Genomic DNA, 15,408 nt, shown 5'->3' on the forward strand with positions numbered 1-15,408 from the left:
CTGAGGGAGCACCCTCAATTGGGCCCCCTCAAATCGATGGTCTAATTCGGCTTCCTCACCCGGAGCCCGCACCATTCCGGGGTGGTTGCAGGGGACGCACCCGAACTTGGGGCCGTTCAGGCGCCGCTCCCCACCGGCTAAATCCGACCTTTGCCCAAGGTGCCGCGTCCACTCTTGACGCAGTTGGGAACGCACCTCCCGGCTTGGCCTTGAAGGTACTGGGGGCCACAAATCGAGTGTCCAAAAAGGAGTTACCATGTCTTCGCATTCCGCGATGAGGCCTTTGATGCCTGACGGAGCCAAGCGCTCCCGGCCAGCGCAGGTTAGGCCCCTCACTACCGCCGGGCGCTTTGCCCCGGCCGTTGCCGGCGCACTTCTTGCCGCCGCCCTGTCACCTATCGGCGCTGTTCCCGCGCACGCGGAAACGGCCGGAATGGGCCCGGTTGACCCCGCAAACGGGTTCCCCACCTGGTTTTCGGACGGTACCGTCCGGCTGCAGTTCTGCTACCAGGGCGGGCAGGGCTGCCTCTCTGAGCCGCCTGACCCAAGCGCGCCGGCGTCCTACCCGGACAACTTCCCGGAGGAAGCCTTCTGGTTCGGAGCCGAGGCTTCGGCGGGCAACCTGCGCCTGTACGAGGCTGCCCTCGAGGGCGCCCATGTCAACGGAGCCGTGGTCGACGGCGAACAGATGGGCTTCGGACGGCTACGGTTCCGGCTCAACGGCCTGACGCCGAACGCCAGCTACACCATCACCCACCCCTATGGCCTCCACACCTTCACGGCGGACGCTACCGGCGTGATCAACCAGACCCTGGACCAGGGCATCTGCGCACCGTCCGCCACCACTCCGTGCGACTGGGCCGGCGTCGGCGCTGCCTTCCTGGGGGACTTTGGCAGGGGTACGACCGCGACCTTCCTCCGCCAGGAGGGTGCTGCACCGGGCACCCTCGGTGACATCAATACTGCGCGGACAGTCACTGGCGCCCCCTCGGGCAACAACTTCGTGCGCGTCGTCGGCCCGAATGCCGGCGGAGCCGGGGTCAACACCCTCACCGTGAACACTTTCACGGTCCAGGGCCTGATCGCGACCGATTCCGTTGGAGGCCCGAATACGCCCGACCTGGCTGCGGCCAGTGACAGCGGTCGGTCCAACACGGACAATATCACCAGGGTGGCAACGCCTACCATCACGGGCACGCTGCCGGCGGGAACCGCCGGCCCCGTTCAGCTCATTGTCGACGGCGGCGCTCCCCGGGCGGCCACGGTTACCGGCTCCTCGTACTCACTGACGCTGCCGGCGCTGGCCAATGGCCCCCACTCCGTGCAGGCTGTGGCCGGCGGACAGAATTCCGGGACCCTCAGGTTCACGGTGGACACAATTGCTCCCCCGGTGTCGATCGTGGCACCGTTCCCGTCCACGCCCAGCCTGGACAGCACCCCGACGCTGAGCTTCACGAGCAGTGACCCGCAAGCCCGGTTCGAATGCCAGCTCCAGCCCACCAACACGGTCTGGGATCCGACCTGCGCTTCCCCGAAGACGTGGGACGGACAGGTCAGCGGAACCTACAACTTCCTGGTCCGCGGCACGGACGTGGCCGGCAACGTCAGCCCACTGGCCAGCCGCACCGTGCAGATCGGCACCACCGTCACCGCCCCGTACCGCAAGGTGCAGGACTTCAATGGTGACGGCCGGGCGGACATCGTGTCCCGCGATTCCACCGGAACGCTCTGGCTCTACCGCGGCAACGGAACCGGCGGCTTCCTCGCCAGGACCAAAGTCGGCACGGGCTGGAACTCGATGACGTCGATCATCAGCGCAGGCGACTTCAACAATGACCGCAAGGCAGACATCATCGCCAGGTCCTCCACCGGCCTGCTCTACCTCTACAAGGGCAACGGCATCGGCGGCTTCTCGGGCCGGACCCAGATCGGCATCGGGTGGAACTCCTTCACCAGCCTCAGCGCGGGTGGGGACTTCAACGGCGACCGCAAACCTGACCTTGTGGCCCGCGACGCCGCCGGTGGGCTCTTCGCCTACCTCGGCGTCGGTAACGGCGGCCTCTCAGGCCGGATCCAGATCGGCAGCAGCTGGAACACCCAGAACGCCATCCTGCCTACCGATTTCAACGGTGATGCCAAGACCGACATCGTCTCCAGGGACGCCGCCGGCAGCCTCTGGCTCTACCGGGGCGACGGTGCGGGCGGGTTCCTCGCCCGGGTCCAGATCGGCGCCGGTTGGGGCGGCTTCAGCTCCCTGGTGGCTCCCGGCGACTTCACCGGTGACGGCAGGGCGGACATCATCGCCCGCGATACCCGGGGAAGCCTGTTCCTCTACCGCGGCAACGGAACCACCCTCGTCAGCAAGGCTGCCGCCGGTACCGGCTGGAACGCGATGAGCTCGATCCAGTAGTTGCCGCAGCGATAAGAGCGCCCAGCAAGAAGCACCGCCCGCGTACATCCAGTACGCGGGCGGTGCCTCGCTGTGGGTGGGACAGGTCTGGGGGCTGCCTACGGACGGCGCAGCTCCCGCATGGCATGGCTAGCGGATCACGGCCAACGCGAAGCCGTCCCAGCCCTTGGACCCGACGGTCTGGATGACAGTGGCGTCCAGCCGGCTATCCTCACCCATCATCTTCAACGCAGCGATGATTCCGGGGGCGTTGACTTCATCCATGGACGGGTCCAGCGCCACACCCTCCCACACGACGTTGTCCATCACGATGCTCGTTCCGGCCCTGCCCAGCCGCACCGCCCACTCCAGGTACTGCGGGTTATTTTCCTTGTCCGCATCGATGAAGACGAAGTCGAACGGGGCGGCACCTTCGGCTTCGAGGGCGGCGAGCGTGTCCAGGGCAGCGCCTGTCCGGATTTCCACCTTGTGGCCCACTCCGGCCGCGTCCACGTTGGCGCGGGCCACATCGGCGTGTTTCTGGAGGTATTCACACGTCACCAGCCGGCCGTCGTCGGGCATTCCCTGTGCCATCCAGATGGTGCTGAACCCGGCCAGCGTGCCGATCTCCAGCACCCTGCGGGCACCGGATGCCGCCACCAGCAGCTTCAAAAGCTTTCCGGCGTTCGGGGTCACCTCGATTGGCGGCATTCCGGCTTCCTCGGCGGACCGGACGGCGCGCTGGACGGCATCGTCGGGGTGGACGACGACGTCGGACAGGTACTCTTCTACGGCCGCCCACTCGGGCCGCGGCTTGTGCTCAAACATGGGCACAGTCTTCCAGCAAGCAACCGGCCGGGCCAGATTCCCGTCAGTCGCCTTCGGCCCGGGGACCGTCCAGGGCGCCTTCCAGGCGCTCGACTTTCGCGGTGAGCTCGCCGGAATAGCCAGGCCGGATATCGGCCTTGATCACCAAGGACACCCTGCTGCCGAATTTCCCCACGGCCTCGGTGGCGCGCTTCACCACGTCGAACACCTCATCCCATTCGCCTTCGATGGTGGTGAACATGGAATCCGTCTTGTTGGGCAGCCCGGACTCCCGGACAATCTTGACGGCAGCCGCCACGGCGTCATGCACTGATGCGTCCCCGGCCCCCGCCGCAGCGTAGGCAGGATCAGCGGGAATACCGGAAGGGGCGACTGAAAATGCAAGCAACATGGGTCCAGTCTGACACGGCCGAATGTGGCGCCCGGAACGTGTTCTGTGTCATATTCGGCGCTACCAACGGGTAACGGAGTCAGGCTGACACAGCGTTGCTAACCTTGGATTCATGAACCTCGCAGTAGAGCGCAAGCCACTCCGTGCTGACGCTGCACGCAATGTGGACAAGATCATTAACGCCGCCCGCGAGTGTTTCCGGCAGTACGGCCCGGACGTTCCGCTGCAGACCATTGCCGCAACGGCCGGAGTGGGTCCAGCGACGCTGTTCCGGAATTTCTCGGACAAGGAACAGCTCGTTTTGGCAGCCCTCAACCGCCAGCTCCGGCTCAATGTGGACCCGGTCATCGACGTCGCCCTTGCGGGCAGCGATGCGGCCGAGGGCCTGTTCCGGGTTATCGACGCAGTGATGACTGCAGCCAGTGACAATGCCAACCTGCTCGGCGCCGTTGCCGGCCGGCGGGACTTGCTCACCGGCATTACCGGAAGCCTGATCGAGTCTATTGGCGTGCTCCTTGACCGCGGCCAGGACCAGGGCACCCTGCGGGTGGACATCTCACTGACTGACATGGTGCGGCTGCTGGCCATGCTGATCGGCGTGGTGGACACCATGGAGCCCGGCTCCGACGCCTGGCGCCGGCCGGCTGCCCTTGTGGAGGACGCGATCCGTGCGGAACGGCCCATCAGGCCGCTGCCTCCGCAGGTGCCGCTCCCAGGCTCGCAGTTCGAGTAGCGCCTGCAGTTCGAGCAGCGAGCGCCGTTCGAGCAGCGAACGCCGTTCGAGCAGGCGTGGCAGTTCCAGTGGCGGGGCGGGGCGGGTCCGGAATGACGGACCCGCATATTCCGCACAACGCCCGTGCACAGTAAGCTGGGCACACCGGCGGGTTAGGAAGTCAGCCTCGGGAAGTTCCATATACGGAGCACACCATGTCATTCCCTGCACGTGTTCAATTCAGACCGGCCGTGGCACCATGAACCGCTCACAGCTAGCGCACTTCATGAGACATTCAACGGATCCTGAAACGACAATAACCGCGGCCTCCACCGATGAGCTCAGCATCATCGTGGACGCGCTCTACCGGAACCTCGATACGCCGGCCCCTGTGTTCGGCGCCCAGGACTGGTATGACTTGGCCACCGAAGAACTCGCACGGCGGACCGCGCCCCTTTCCCCGGACGCTTATGGCGCCGCGTAGGTCCAGCCGCCCGGATCCACCAGCCGTGCCGGCAAACTCTGCACCGACCGGCTAACGCTGCACCAACGGGCTGAAGCTGCGCATCGCCCTCACCTGCGCGGCTCCGGCCGGGCCGCCAAGGCGTGCAGGGCCGAAGCCAGGCACTCACTCATGGCCTGCAGCGCAATCAATTGCGCTTCCCGCACCTGGGGCTTGGGCGAATTGATGCAGATAGCTTCATCGGCCGCCTGGGCCAGCGGGTTGGGGGCTGCCCCCGTCACGGCCCAGACGGTGGCGCCGACTGCCCGCGCTGCCGCCGTTGCCTCCAGCAGGCCATGACGGTGCCCGCTGGCGGAGACCGCCAGAAGAATGTCGTTGGAACGGATATGGGCGCGCACCTGGCTGGCAACCTCGTCCGCGTGCCCCTGCGCAATTTCGATGGCGCTGACCGGCGCAGCCCCTGCTGACACGCCGGGCCGCAGTGCGATGACGGAAAACGGCTGGCGCTCACCCGCATGGCGCCCCAACAGCTCCGCGGTAAATTGCTGCACCTCCGCCGCCGAACCGGCGCTTCCGGCTGTGACCAGGCGGTTCCCGGAAAGCAGGCGGCGGGCCAGTTCCTCGCCCCAGCCGGCCAGGCGCGAGGATTCATTCCGCAGCGCGGCTACCGCAGGCCCTACCTGCCGAAGGTGCTCAAGGACGATGTCCACCGGGGCTTTCATTTCGAACGGCGCGTCCGTGGCGCGGGTTCGGGACAGTCTGCTGACGGCCTTCATTTTTTACCACTCCTCTTCATTCGAGGATACAACGGCCGTGATCCACATCACTCTTACGACGACGATGCCCGGCTGGCCGTTCCGGCCGGTTCAGTTTCAAGCGGCTCAGCTCCGGCCGGCTCAGTTCAACCGGCTCAGTTCCAGCCAGCCAGCCGGAGCAAGGCAGCGGCTCCCGCCCCTGCCAGCACAACCACCAGGAAGGGCGCCCGAAGGAACAGGGCCGCGGCAGCCGCAGCCAAGGCGCCAAGCCGGGCATCCAGAACCAGCGCCTGCCCGCTGGCCAGGGAGTTGACGACCGTCAGGGACGCCAGCAACCCGATGGTCATGGTTCCGGCTATCCGGGACATCCTGGGGTTCTGCAGCAGGCTGGCCGGGAGAAGGTAGCCCACCAGTTTCCAGGCATAGGCGAAGAGGCAGGCGAGCAGCAACCACACCCACAGACTCACTCGGCACCTCCGGAGTTGGTCCCGTTGTCCGTGTGATGACCGGGGCCTGGCTGATGACTGGGACGCGGATGATGGCTGGGATGCCATTCCGCGTAGGGGTCGATATCCGGTTCAAGCCCTTCGTCCTGGCGCCCGTGGCTAACCCAGCCGATGGCGGCCGCCACCACTGCGGCAATGAGGATGGGGACGCCTGCCGGGACGAACGGCACAGCCAGCACCGTTGCGAGGGCACAGACGACGGCGATTGCCACCGGCTCCCGTCCCTTCAGCCGCGGCCAGAGCAGGCCTAGGAAGGCCGCCACGGCTGCGCCGTCGAGCCCCCACTGCCTGGGGTCCCCCAGCGCACCTCCGGCGAGGGCACCCACTGCGGTGAAGAGATTCCAGAGTACAAAGATCCCGATGCCCGCGGCCCAGAAGCCCCTGTGCTGCTCGTCAGGATCCGACTGCCCGGTACTTGTGGCCGTGGACTCGTCGATGGTCACGTGGGCGGCGGCGTACCGGCGCCACCCCTTCGGCCGGAGCAGCACGTTGAGCTGCATGCCATAGATGCCGTTGCGCATTCCCAGCAGGGTGGCGGCCCCCATGGCGGCAAGACCCGAGCCGCCGCCGGCAACCACCCCGATGAACGCGAACTGGGAGCCGCCGCTGAACAGCAGCAGGCTCAGCGCCATGGTCTGCCAGAAGTCCAGGCCAGAGGTCACGGACAGCGCACCGAAGGACACTCCGTACAGCCCGGTGGCGACGCTGATGGACAGGCCAACACGGACCGCAGGGGAACGCAGGAGTTTCGGGGGCCAGGTGATGGGCATGCCACCACTCAATCACAGCGGCGGCTGGGCCCGGGCTGCGGCCGACGTTGCCGCCATGGCCGGCTGCTGGAGCTGGGCCAGGACCTGCGCCGGCCGGTTGGTGGTGATTTCCTGGATGCCGAGCCCCCGGCACAGCGCCACGTCGTCCTCGTCGTCCACCGTCCAGACCCGGAAACGCCGGCCGTCATCCAGCCAGCGCCGCACAGTACCGGTGTGCCGGCGGATGTAGTCGATGCCGGGCCCGGCAATTGCCACTTCGCCGTCGTTGAGAATCCGCTCACCCTCCAGCTGTGCGGCCTTCATCACGTTGGCCACAGCACTGCCCGTGAAAGGCCCCAGCCCCAGTTCCTCGCGGATTCCGGTGACGTTCACGTCATCCACGAGCTGGCAGAGGAACTCCCCCGGGACGGCCTTGCGGAGGTGCCTGACAGAGTCGGGGCTGAAGCTCATGAAGGTCACCCGGATGTTGCCCAGCCTGGATGTTGCGGCGTCCCAGCCTTCCTCGCGCAGCACCTCCAGCACCCTGTCCTCCAGCTTCAGCTGGTAGGGGCTGGGGTGCTTCAGCTCGATGGCCAGCCCGATCTCCCGCCCGGCAGCCCGGAGCAGATCCAGCAGGTCTTGCAGGGTCAGGAACTGTTCGGACCTGGGCCCGTAGGCCTCGGGGATCCGGACGCCCTTCCAGGATGAAAAATCCAGCAGCCGCAGCTGGTCGACGGTCCGTTCGGCCACAGGACCCGTGCCGTCCGAGGTCCGGTCCAGGTTCGAATCGTGCAGCAGGACCACGTGCTGGTCTCGGGTCAGGTGCACATCGCACTCGACGCCGTCCGCGCCGTCGGCGAGCGCCCGGAGGTAGGCGGCACGGGTATGCTCGGCGAAATCCGCGCTGGCACCACGGTGGGCGTAGACCAGGGGACGGGTTAGGGCTGACTCGTCGGCTGTCATGGTCACACGTTAGCCGACCGCGGCCGCCATAGCGGGACTAGGCTTGGCACATGCAGGTGAACTCTGAGCCAACCACCCAGCCAGATGCGGCGGAGGAACGGAAACTCCCGGAAAGCCCCGAACGGAACGGCGGACGGGCGGGCCGCACTCCGGCGCGTCCCGCCGTCGTACGTGAGCCCACGGCGGGCGACGCCGAAAAGGCGGCCGCGCTCCGGAAGATGAAACTGGTGGCCCTCTGCCTGCTCATCGCCATGGCCGTGGTGTTCGTCGTCGCCTTCGCGCTGCAGAAACAGTACCCGTGGCTGGAGTACGTCCGGGCCGCGGCGGAAGGCGGCATGGTGGGCGCGCTGGCCGACTGGTTCGCGGTGACGGCCCTGTTCCGCTATCCCATGGGGCTGAAAATCCCGCACACCGCCATCATCCCGCGCCGCAAGGACCAGATCGGTGCGTCCCTGGGCGAGTTCGTGGAGACCAACTTCCTCTCCGAACAGGTGGTCCAGGACAAGCTGGCCAGCATCAACATCTCCGGCAAGGTGGGGAGCTGGCTGTCGGGCCCGGGCGGCGCCGAGCGCGTGGCCAAGGAGGGCGCGGCCGTCATCCGGGGCACGTTCAAGGTGCTGAACGACGACGACGTCCAGGCCGTTATCGAGGGCATGGTCCGCAAACACCTCCTGGCACCCCCGTGGGGACCGCCCGTGGGACGCATGGCCGAGCGGATCTTCGCCGACGGGCACCACCACAAGCTGGTGGACCTCCTCGTGGACCGGGCAGCGGACTGGGTGGCCGCAAACCACCAGACGGTCAGCCGGCTCGTCACGGAGCGGTCCCCGCAATGGGTGCCCAGCTTCGTGGACGGCCTGGTGGGCGACAAGGTCTACATCGAGCTGCTGAAATTCACCCGCGCGGTCCAGGACGACCAGCAGCACCAGGTCCGGCTGTCCATCGACAAGTACCTGACGGACCTGGCCCAGGACCTGCAGCACGATCCCGCCATGATCGCCCGCGCGGAGGGCATCAAAGCCCAGGTGCTCGGTGATCCTGAGGTCCGGGAGCTGGCGTCCCGCACCTGGGCCACCATCAAGGGGGCACTGCTCACCGCCGTCGACGATCCCGACAGCGAGCTGACCGTGAAGTTCAAGGCCGCTGTCCGCGATTTCGGCACCCGGCTGGTCAACGACGAAGAGCTGGCAGGCAAGGTCAACGCCTGGATCGGCGACGCCGCAGGCTACCTGGTCCGCACGTACCGGTCGGACATCGCAGCGGTGATCACGGATACGGTGGCCCGCTGGGATGCTGAGGAAACCTCGCAGAAGATCGAGCTCCAGGTGGGCAAGGACCTGCAGTTCATCCGGATCAACGGCACAGTGGTGGGGTCCCTCGCCGGGCTCGCCATCTTCACGGTGGCCCACCTGACGTTCGGCTGACGGGCCGCCCGGCCAACCGCCGGGTGGACCGGTGGCGGGCTTAGGCGAACGGCGTCAGTTCCACCCCGGCTTCCCCAAGGCCGGCGCGGACGGCAGCTGCCATGTCCACAGCGCCGGGGGTGTCGCCGTGGATGCACAGGGAATCCGGGTCCACCCTGACAACGGTTCCGTCCACTGCAACCACCTCGCCCTTGAGCGCCATGCGGACTGCCCGCTCAACGATCGGCCCGACGTCGTGCAGCACGGCACCCTCCTGCGAGCGCGGCACCAGCGTCCCGTCCGGCAGGTAGGCGCGGTCCACGAACGCCTCACGGAAGACGGGGTGCCCGGCGTCCTTGGCCTGCTTCAGCAGCTCGGACCCGGGAAGCCCCAGGACAGGCATGCCGGGATCGTAGGCCTGGATGGCTGCCACGAGCGCGGAAGCCTGCCCGGCGTCGTGGAATGTCCGGTTGTAGAGGGCGCCGTGCGGTTTGACGTAGTCCACCGAGGCACCCACGGCGTGCGCTACTCCGTCCAGCGCCCCGAGCTGGTACAGCACGTCGCCGAACAGTTCGTCGAAGGACATGTCCAGGGAGCGCCGTCCGAAGCCGGCGAGGTCACGGTAGCCAACGTGCGCGCCTACCCTGACGTCCAGTTCATAGGCAGCGCGGCAGCTGTCCAGCATCGTCACGGGGTCTCCGGCATGGAAGCCGCAGGCCACGTTGGCGCTGGTGATGAGCTCAAACATGGCCGCGTCATCACCCATGGTCCAGGAGCCGAAGGACTCCCCGAGGTCAGCGTTCAGATCCACCCGTATTACCTTCCGTTATGCCGGGTGCCGATGCTCCCCCGGCTGTGAGCTCGCCCGGTACGGTGTCCGGCATCGGCCCAAAGGCCTCTTTCGCGTTAACGACGACGGCCCGGCCCATCATGAGGTTACCGGCACCGCCCACCACGGCCCCAATGCCGAACGGCAGCGCACGTCCGAGCAGGGCGGTTCCCTGCCGCCTGAGCAGGTTTCGCAGGAAGGCTTTCTGGATGCGCTCGCGGATGAACCCGAACCCCGATGACGACATCTTGCCCGCCAGCACATTTCCCCAGGCTTGGCTGGCACCCTTGCCCTTGCCCATGGCCTGGCCGCTGAGCGAACCAAGCAGCGCGGTCCCCTCTTCGCCGAGCATCACGGCCATCACCAGGGTGCTGGCTTTCTCCGGGTCCGTCATCCGGATCCCGTGCAGTTCGGCCAGCGAGGTGGCGTAGAGGGCCGTCGCCTCGAGGAAGCCCACCGTAGCGGCGGCGGAGAGGCCCAGGGACGCCACAGTGCCGACTCCGGGAACGACGGCGGTGGCCCCGACCAGCGCTCCGCCGCCTGTCACGGCACGGAGATAGTCGCGTTCGAGGATGTCCGCGAGCTGGGCGGCGGACGCCCGCGGGTTGCGGCGCTGGAGCCGGCGGATGTACGCGACCACCAGTGGGCGCTGGATCTCCACGGCCCGCAGCAGCACGTTGTGAACACCGGGTTTGGGATTGCCGTGGGCGTCGAACACGGCGTTGTGGGCTGTTTCCTGCGCGATTCTCATCGCGGGGTTGCGTCTCTTGGCCATCATCACCTCTACCTCGGAACAACCGGCAGCCGGAGGCCGCCGTCTGGCCTTAACACTAGGCCACACCCCAACATACCAAGCATGCTGATCACCGGGTCGCGGGGCGGCCCGCCACAGCACTTACACAGTCACAGCGCCCGGACGGTCACAGCGACCAGGACTCGGCCACCGCCATGTAGGCGGAGGAGGACGGCCCGCGGGGACCGGGGTAGACAGTGGGGGCGCCAGGCCACTCGACGCCGAACTCGGAGAGCTTGCCTCCGCTGCACGGATGGTAGACGTTGCTCATCGAGGCGCCGGCGGGACCCAACTGGAAGTCGGGCGCGGAGAACTGCCGCCGGTCCAGCACCCCGGAAATTTCGAGGGCAGCCCGCCGCCCGGTCGCCCGGAACCCGCGCTCAAGGTCGAGTTCGACGTCGAATTCGTCCCGGGTGTGGCTGACCGCGCCGAGTGGAAAGCGCGCGGCCTCCGGAAAGAAGCGCGTCAGTTCCGAGGCGAGGGAGGAGGCAAAGAATTCGTTGGAGCCGTAACTGCGCCAGCCCTGGAGCGTGGCTACCATGAGGACCGTTCCGGTTCCCCACCGGGACCAGTCAGCCACCCAGAATGAGGCGAAACAACTGGCGGGTTCGCCGGGAATATGAACGCCGTTCCGGTCCACCGGGTGCAGGGCAAGGCCGAAGTTTGCGCCGATCAGCGCCACATTGCGCCGCCCCGGCCGGGCCGGTGTGTTCCCCATGGTTAGAGCCTATCCCGCCGCGCACGTTCCACGCGGCAGAGGCTCGGCCTAAGATTGCGGTGTGCCCCTCCCCCGCGCCCTTCGCCCTTTTTCCCACCGCGAATACCGCGTGCTGATCGGCGCCCTCGCCATTTCCATCTTCGGTTCGGGCATGTGGGCCGTGGCCATGGTCTACCAGGTCATCCACATCGGCGGCGGTCCGCTCGAGCTGTCCCTCGTGGCGGCCGCAGGCAGCGTGGGTCTCGTGGCCTTCGTCCTTGCCGGCGGCATCGCAGCGGACCGGGTTCCGCAGCGGCTGCTGATCATCGCCGTCGAGGGCATCAACCTTGCCGTGATCGCAACGGTCAGCGGGCTGGCAATGGCGGGCTGGCTTCAGCTCTGGCATCTGGTGGCCGGCGCCTTCGTCCTTGGCGTCGGGGCGGCGTTCTTCTTCCCGGCGTACTCTGCGATTCTGCCGCGGATCCTGCCCCCGGAGGACCTGCTGGCCGCCAACGGCATGGAAGGAACCCTGCGCCCCACGCTTCAGCAGGCGGCCGGTCCTGCCGTGGCCGGCGTCGTCGTGGCCGCGCTGTCGCCGTCGCACGCCGTGACCGGCGTTGCCGTGTGCCACCTGCTGGCGTTCATCATCCTGAACTTCCTCGGCCAGCATGCTCTCGAGGCCCCCGGCGGGCGGGGGCACGGTGCCCGCCGGGATGGCTCTGGCGACGCGGCGGATGGTGCCCCCACGGCACCAGCCAAGACGTCTTTTTTCGCCGACCTCCGCGAGGGCGTCACCTACACCGTCCGGACGCCGTGGCTGCTCTGGACACTGCTGTGGGCGTGCATTTCGGTGCTGTTCCTGATCGGGCCCATCGAAGTGCTCCTGCCTTTCGTGACCCGGGACCAGCTCGGCGGCGACAGCCGCATGTTCGGTTTCCTGCTGGCCGTCATGGGAGTGGGCAGCGCCGTCGCCTCCCTGGTCACGGCGTCCGTCCCGCTCCCGCGCCGCTACCTGACCGTCATGATGGTGTGCTGGGGAGCAGGCACCCTGCCGCTCGCGGCGGTGGGGCTCATGGACAGTTTCTGGCTGCTGGCCCTGGCGCTCTTCATATTCGGCGCCACGGGCAGTGTGGGCATGGTCATCTGGGGAACACTGCTGCAGCGGCGTGTGCCGCCGCACCTGCTGGGGCGGGTTTCCAGCCTGGACTTCTTCGTGTCACTGGCGCTGATGCCGGTGTCGATGGCGCTGGCCGGTCCCGCCGCCGCCGTACTTCCGATCTGGCTCATCTTCCTGGTGGCGGGCGGGGTGTGCCCGGTCATGGCGGTGGTGGCCCTGCTGGCGGCCCGGATGTCAGTGGACGAAATCGCCCATCCGCTCGACCGCCAGGGCACCCTGCCCGCCGGCGCCGAGGCCACCACCTAGCCGAGGCCCCGGCAAGCCGCGGCACCGCCGAGGCCGCCACCTGACGGCGCTCGACTAGTGCGCGCGCACCACCGGGATGCTCGCCGTCGGCGGCCCGCTCGGGAACACCGAGGGCTCGGGCACGTGCACCGGTTCCAGCGGGACCCGTACCGGCTGGGAAGCCACTGTGAACCGGACCCCGCGCACGTCGATGTCGAGCGCTTCGCCGTCCAGGACGGTCAGCGTGATGGCGCCCTGGTCGAGCTCCACCAGGAGCGGGCGGCCCTGCAGCTTCAGGTGGAAGCGCAGGGTCTCCCATTCTTCGGGCAGCCGGGGATCAAAGAAGGGCACGGGTCCCTGGTCGCGGAGTCCGGCGAAGCCGCACACCAGGGAGCTCCACACCCCGCCGGTGGACGCAATGTGGACGCCGTCGATCGTGTTCCCGTGGGTATTGTCCAGGTCGATGAACGCGGCATTCGTGAAGTGTTCCAGCGCAGCCTTGCGGTAACCCACCTCGGCGGCCATGATCCCCTGGACGCACGCCGAGAGCGTGGAGTCCCCCGTGGTGATGGGATCGTAGAAATCGAAGGCCCTGCGCTTTTCCTCGGCGGTGAACTCCTGCCACTGCAGGAACATGGCCAGCACCGTGTCCGCCTGCTTCAGCACCTGGTGGCGGTAGATCACCAGCGGATGGAAGTTCAGCAGCAGCGGGTACTTGGAGCGCGGCGTCGTCCAGTCCCACGGCTCAAGGGTCATGAAGTCGTTGTCCTGCGAGTACACCTGGTAGTGCTCGTCGAAGGGCAGCTGGATCCGCTGCGCAGCCGCCTCCCACAGCTCCCGTTCGGCGTCATCGACTGCCGGGTGGTCCAGCGCGGCGGCGGCCCGCAGGTTAAACCGGGCCATGACGTTCGTGTAGAGGTTGTCGTTCACCACGGCGGTGTACTCGTCCGGCCCCGTCACACCGTGGATGTGGAACGCGCCGTCCTTGCCGAAGAAGCCCAGGGAAACCCACATGCGGGCGGTTTCGATCAGCAGGTCGGCGCCCATCCCGGCGCGGAACTCCGAGTCGCCGCTGGCCCAGACGTACCTGTTGGTGGCGAAGGCAACGGCGGCGGCGATGTGGAACTGCGCCGTGCCGGCAGCGTAGTACGCGCTGGCCTCCAGGCCATTGATGGTGCGCCAGGGGAACAGCGCGCCGTCCACGCTGAGCTCCTTGGCTCGGATTTGGGCATCCGGGAGCATCTCGTGACGGAACTCCAAAACCTGCCGCGCGCCGTCGGGGTTTGTATACGTCAGGTACGGCAGGAGGTAAACCTCCTGGTCCCAGAAGTAGTGCCCGTCGTAGCCCGAGCCAGTGACGCCCTTGGCCGGAATGCCGGCGACGCCGGCCCTGGCGGTGGCCTGCGCGAGCTGGAAGAGGTTCCAGCGGATGGCCTGCTGCAGTTCCGGCTGGCCACCCACCTGGATGTCGGCGCACGCCCAGTAGCTCCCGTAGTGCGCCTCGCTTTCGGCGAAGACGTCGCCGGTCGGCTTCAGCCCGGCTTCCGCGGCGTCGGCAGGGTCCTCCCCCGCTTCCACGTCCGCAGCGCCGGGCAGGCCCGTCCGGGTGCCGCGGGCCACGGCGTAGCTGACGCTCTTTTCGAGCCGGAACGGCTCGTCGGCGGCAATCGCCAGCACATAGCGGACGCTGCTGTCGTCCTGGTCGACAAGGGTGTCGAAGGGCTGGTGGCCGGCTGAAGTCCAGTGGTCGACGGCGATCCCCACCCGCTGCTTGGACTCGGCAGCCTCCCACGACAGGCGCAGCGAGCCGTCACCGCCCTCCATCCTGAGGGGCAGCAGCACGCGGCCGGCGTGCCGGCCCGCCCGGCGCGGGTCGTGCGTGGAATGGTCCTCCACCGGCTGGTCCTGCCGGTTGGTGACGGATGAGGTGACGTCGGCGGAGACTGCCCGGTCTGCCGAAACCTCCAGAGTGATACCCAGGCTGCCGCGGGCTTCGAAGCCCACCGCCCGGCGCTCCACCGTGGTCACCGTGGCGCCGGAACGGCACTGCCAGACGATGCTGCACTCGTAGATGCCGGTGGCAAAATCCACGGACCGCCGGTAGTCCAGCACTGTGGATTCGGCGAGGCTGAGCATTTCGCCGTCGATGACGACCGTGAAGTTGTTGGCATCCGGAATGTAGAGGATGCGCTGGCCCGTGCGCGCGAAGCCAAAGGCGTTTTCGGCGTGCTTGATGTCCCAGATCTCGTGGAAGCCGTTTACAAAGCTGCCGGGAAGCTCGGCATCGGCTGAGGCCCAGTGGGCACCCCGGACACCGAGGTGCCCGTTGCCAAGGGCAAAGAGCGTCTCGAGCGTCCCGGCGTCGCCGGGTTGGTGGCTCGTCTCCACGAGCTTCCAGGGATCGCTGGGGAAGCGGACGCGGTCGGCGGTGATGAGTGCCATGAGTGGCGTTCCTTAGACGGTCGAAAGTGGTGCTGGAAATTCTGTTGGGGCTGGCGGGGCCTTGTTGGCGGCCAGGCCGCTGTGTG

The 15,408-nt window shown here is 67.5% G+C and carries 15 protein-coding genes; 5 read left to right on the plus strand and 10 right to left on the minus strand.

Going from position 1 to position 15,408, the window contains the following annotated elements:
* The first annotated feature begins 256 nt into the window (after positions 1-256).
* On the plus strand, positions 257-2,410 hold the full coding sequence (locus ACFRAU_RS00580) for an FG-GAP-like repeat-containing protein (RefSeq protein ID WP_377998352.1): 2,154 nt from the start codon (positions 257-259) through the stop codon (positions 2,408-2,410).
* Between the two features lie 129 nt (positions 2,411-2,539).
* Here ACFRAU_RS00580 and ACFRAU_RS00585 read toward each other — a convergent pair whose 3' ends face one another.
* Positions 2,540-3,217 carry an O-methyltransferase gene (locus ACFRAU_RS00585; protein WP_377998353.1) on the minus strand — a complete coding sequence of 226 codons (678 nt, stop codon included), beginning with the start codon at positions 3,215-3,217 and terminating at the stop codon, positions 2,540-2,542.
* A gap of 43 nt (positions 3,218-3,260) precedes the next feature.
* Positions 3,261-3,608 carry an MTH1187 family thiamine-binding protein gene (locus ACFRAU_RS00590; protein WP_377993903.1) on the minus strand — a complete coding sequence of 116 codons (348 nt, stop codon included), beginning with the start codon at positions 3,606-3,608 and terminating at the stop codon, positions 3,261-3,263.
* A 112-nt stretch (positions 3,609-3,720) separates the two neighbouring features.
* On the opposite strand from ACFRAU_RS00590, the gene ACFRAU_RS00595 reads away from it, so the two are divergent.
* Both ACFRAU_RS00595 and ACFRAU_RS00600 read left to right on the plus strand, forming a co-directional pair.
* Positions 3,721-4,341 (plus strand): TetR/AcrR family transcriptional regulator, encoded by a 621-nt coding sequence (locus tag ACFRAU_RS00595; protein WP_377993904.1) that lies wholly within the window; start codon positions 3,721-3,723, stop codon positions 4,339-4,341.
* Positions 4,342-4,606: 265 nt separating this feature from the next.
* Positions 4,607-4,804, plus strand: a complete 198-nt coding sequence (locus tag ACFRAU_RS00600) for a hypothetical protein (RefSeq protein WP_377998354.1) — start codon at positions 4,607-4,609, stop codon at positions 4,802-4,804.
* A gap of 89 nt (positions 4,805-4,893) precedes the next feature.
* On the opposite strand, the gene ACFRAU_RS00605 is transcribed toward ACFRAU_RS00600, so the two are convergent.
* From ACFRAU_RS00605 to ACFRAU_RS00620, 4 genes are all read right to left on the minus strand, one after another.
* Entirely contained in the window at positions 4,894-5,559 is a 666-nt protein-coding gene (locus ACFRAU_RS00605) for an SIS domain-containing protein (RefSeq protein WP_377993906.1), read from the minus strand.
* A gap of 134 nt (positions 5,560-5,693) precedes the next feature.
* A complete protein-coding gene (locus ACFRAU_RS00610; protein ID WP_377998356.1) occupies positions 5,694-6,005 on the minus strand; it encodes an AzlD domain-containing protein in 312 nt (103 codons plus the stop codon).
* A complete protein-coding gene (locus ACFRAU_RS00615) occupies positions 6,002-6,814 on the minus strand; it encodes an AzlC family ABC transporter permease (RefSeq protein WP_377998357.1) in 813 nt (270 codons plus the stop codon). Before ACFRAU_RS00615 ends, ACFRAU_RS00610 begins: the two co-directional genes overlap by 4 nt.
* A gap of 12 nt (positions 6,815-6,826) precedes the next feature.
* Positions 6,827-7,756 carry a glycerophosphodiester phosphodiesterase gene (locus ACFRAU_RS00620; RefSeq protein ID WP_377998359.1) on the minus strand — a complete coding sequence of 310 codons (930 nt, stop codon included), beginning with the start codon at positions 7,754-7,756 and terminating at the stop codon, positions 6,827-6,829.
* Between the two features lie 50 nt (positions 7,757-7,806).
* Here ACFRAU_RS00620 and ACFRAU_RS00625 point away from each other — a divergent pair, with 50 nt between their 5' ends.
* Positions 7,807-9,180 carry a DUF445 domain-containing protein gene (locus ACFRAU_RS00625; protein WP_377998360.1) on the plus strand — a complete coding sequence of 458 codons (1,374 nt, stop codon included), beginning with the start codon at positions 7,807-7,809 and terminating at the stop codon, positions 9,178-9,180.
* Between the two features lie 40 nt (positions 9,181-9,220).
* On the opposite strand, the gene ACFRAU_RS00630 is transcribed toward ACFRAU_RS00625, so the two are convergent.
* From ACFRAU_RS00630 to ACFRAU_RS00640, 3 genes are all read right to left on the minus strand, one after another.
* Entirely contained in the window at positions 9,221-9,970 is a 750-nt protein-coding gene (locus ACFRAU_RS00630) for a LamB/YcsF family protein (protein ID WP_377998362.1), read from the minus strand.
* Positions 9,954-10,763: a hypothetical protein gene (locus ACFRAU_RS00635; RefSeq protein WP_377998574.1), complete on the minus strand. Its 810-nt coding sequence runs from the start codon at positions 10,761-10,763 to the stop codon at positions 9,954-9,956. Before ACFRAU_RS00635 ends, ACFRAU_RS00630 begins: the two co-directional genes overlap by 17 nt.
* Positions 10,764-10,908: 145 nt before the next feature.
* Positions 10,909-11,499: a hypothetical protein gene (locus ACFRAU_RS00640; protein WP_377998363.1), complete on the minus strand. Its 591-nt coding sequence runs from the start codon at positions 11,497-11,499 to the stop codon at positions 10,909-10,911.
* A 61-nt stretch (positions 11,500-11,560) separates the two neighbouring features.
* On the opposite strand from ACFRAU_RS00640, the gene ACFRAU_RS00645 reads away from it, so the two are divergent.
* Positions 11,561-12,901, plus strand: a complete 1,341-nt coding sequence (locus ACFRAU_RS00645) for an MFS transporter (protein WP_377998365.1) — start codon at positions 11,561-11,563, stop codon at positions 12,899-12,901.
* A gap of 54 nt (positions 12,902-12,955) precedes the next feature.
* Here ACFRAU_RS00645 and ACFRAU_RS00650 read toward each other — a convergent pair whose 3' ends face one another.
* Positions 12,956-15,322, minus strand: coding sequence for a glycoside hydrolase family 65 protein (locus ACFRAU_RS00650; RefSeq protein WP_377998367.1), 2,367 nt, complete (start codon positions 15,320-15,322; stop codon positions 12,956-12,958).
* Positions 15,323-15,408 lie beyond the last annotated feature (86 nt).

The sequence above is a fragment of the Arthrobacter sp. NPDC056691 genome (assembly GCF_042791415.1).
GTDB lineage: Bacteria > Actinomycetota > Actinomycetes > Actinomycetales > Micrococcaceae > Arthrobacter.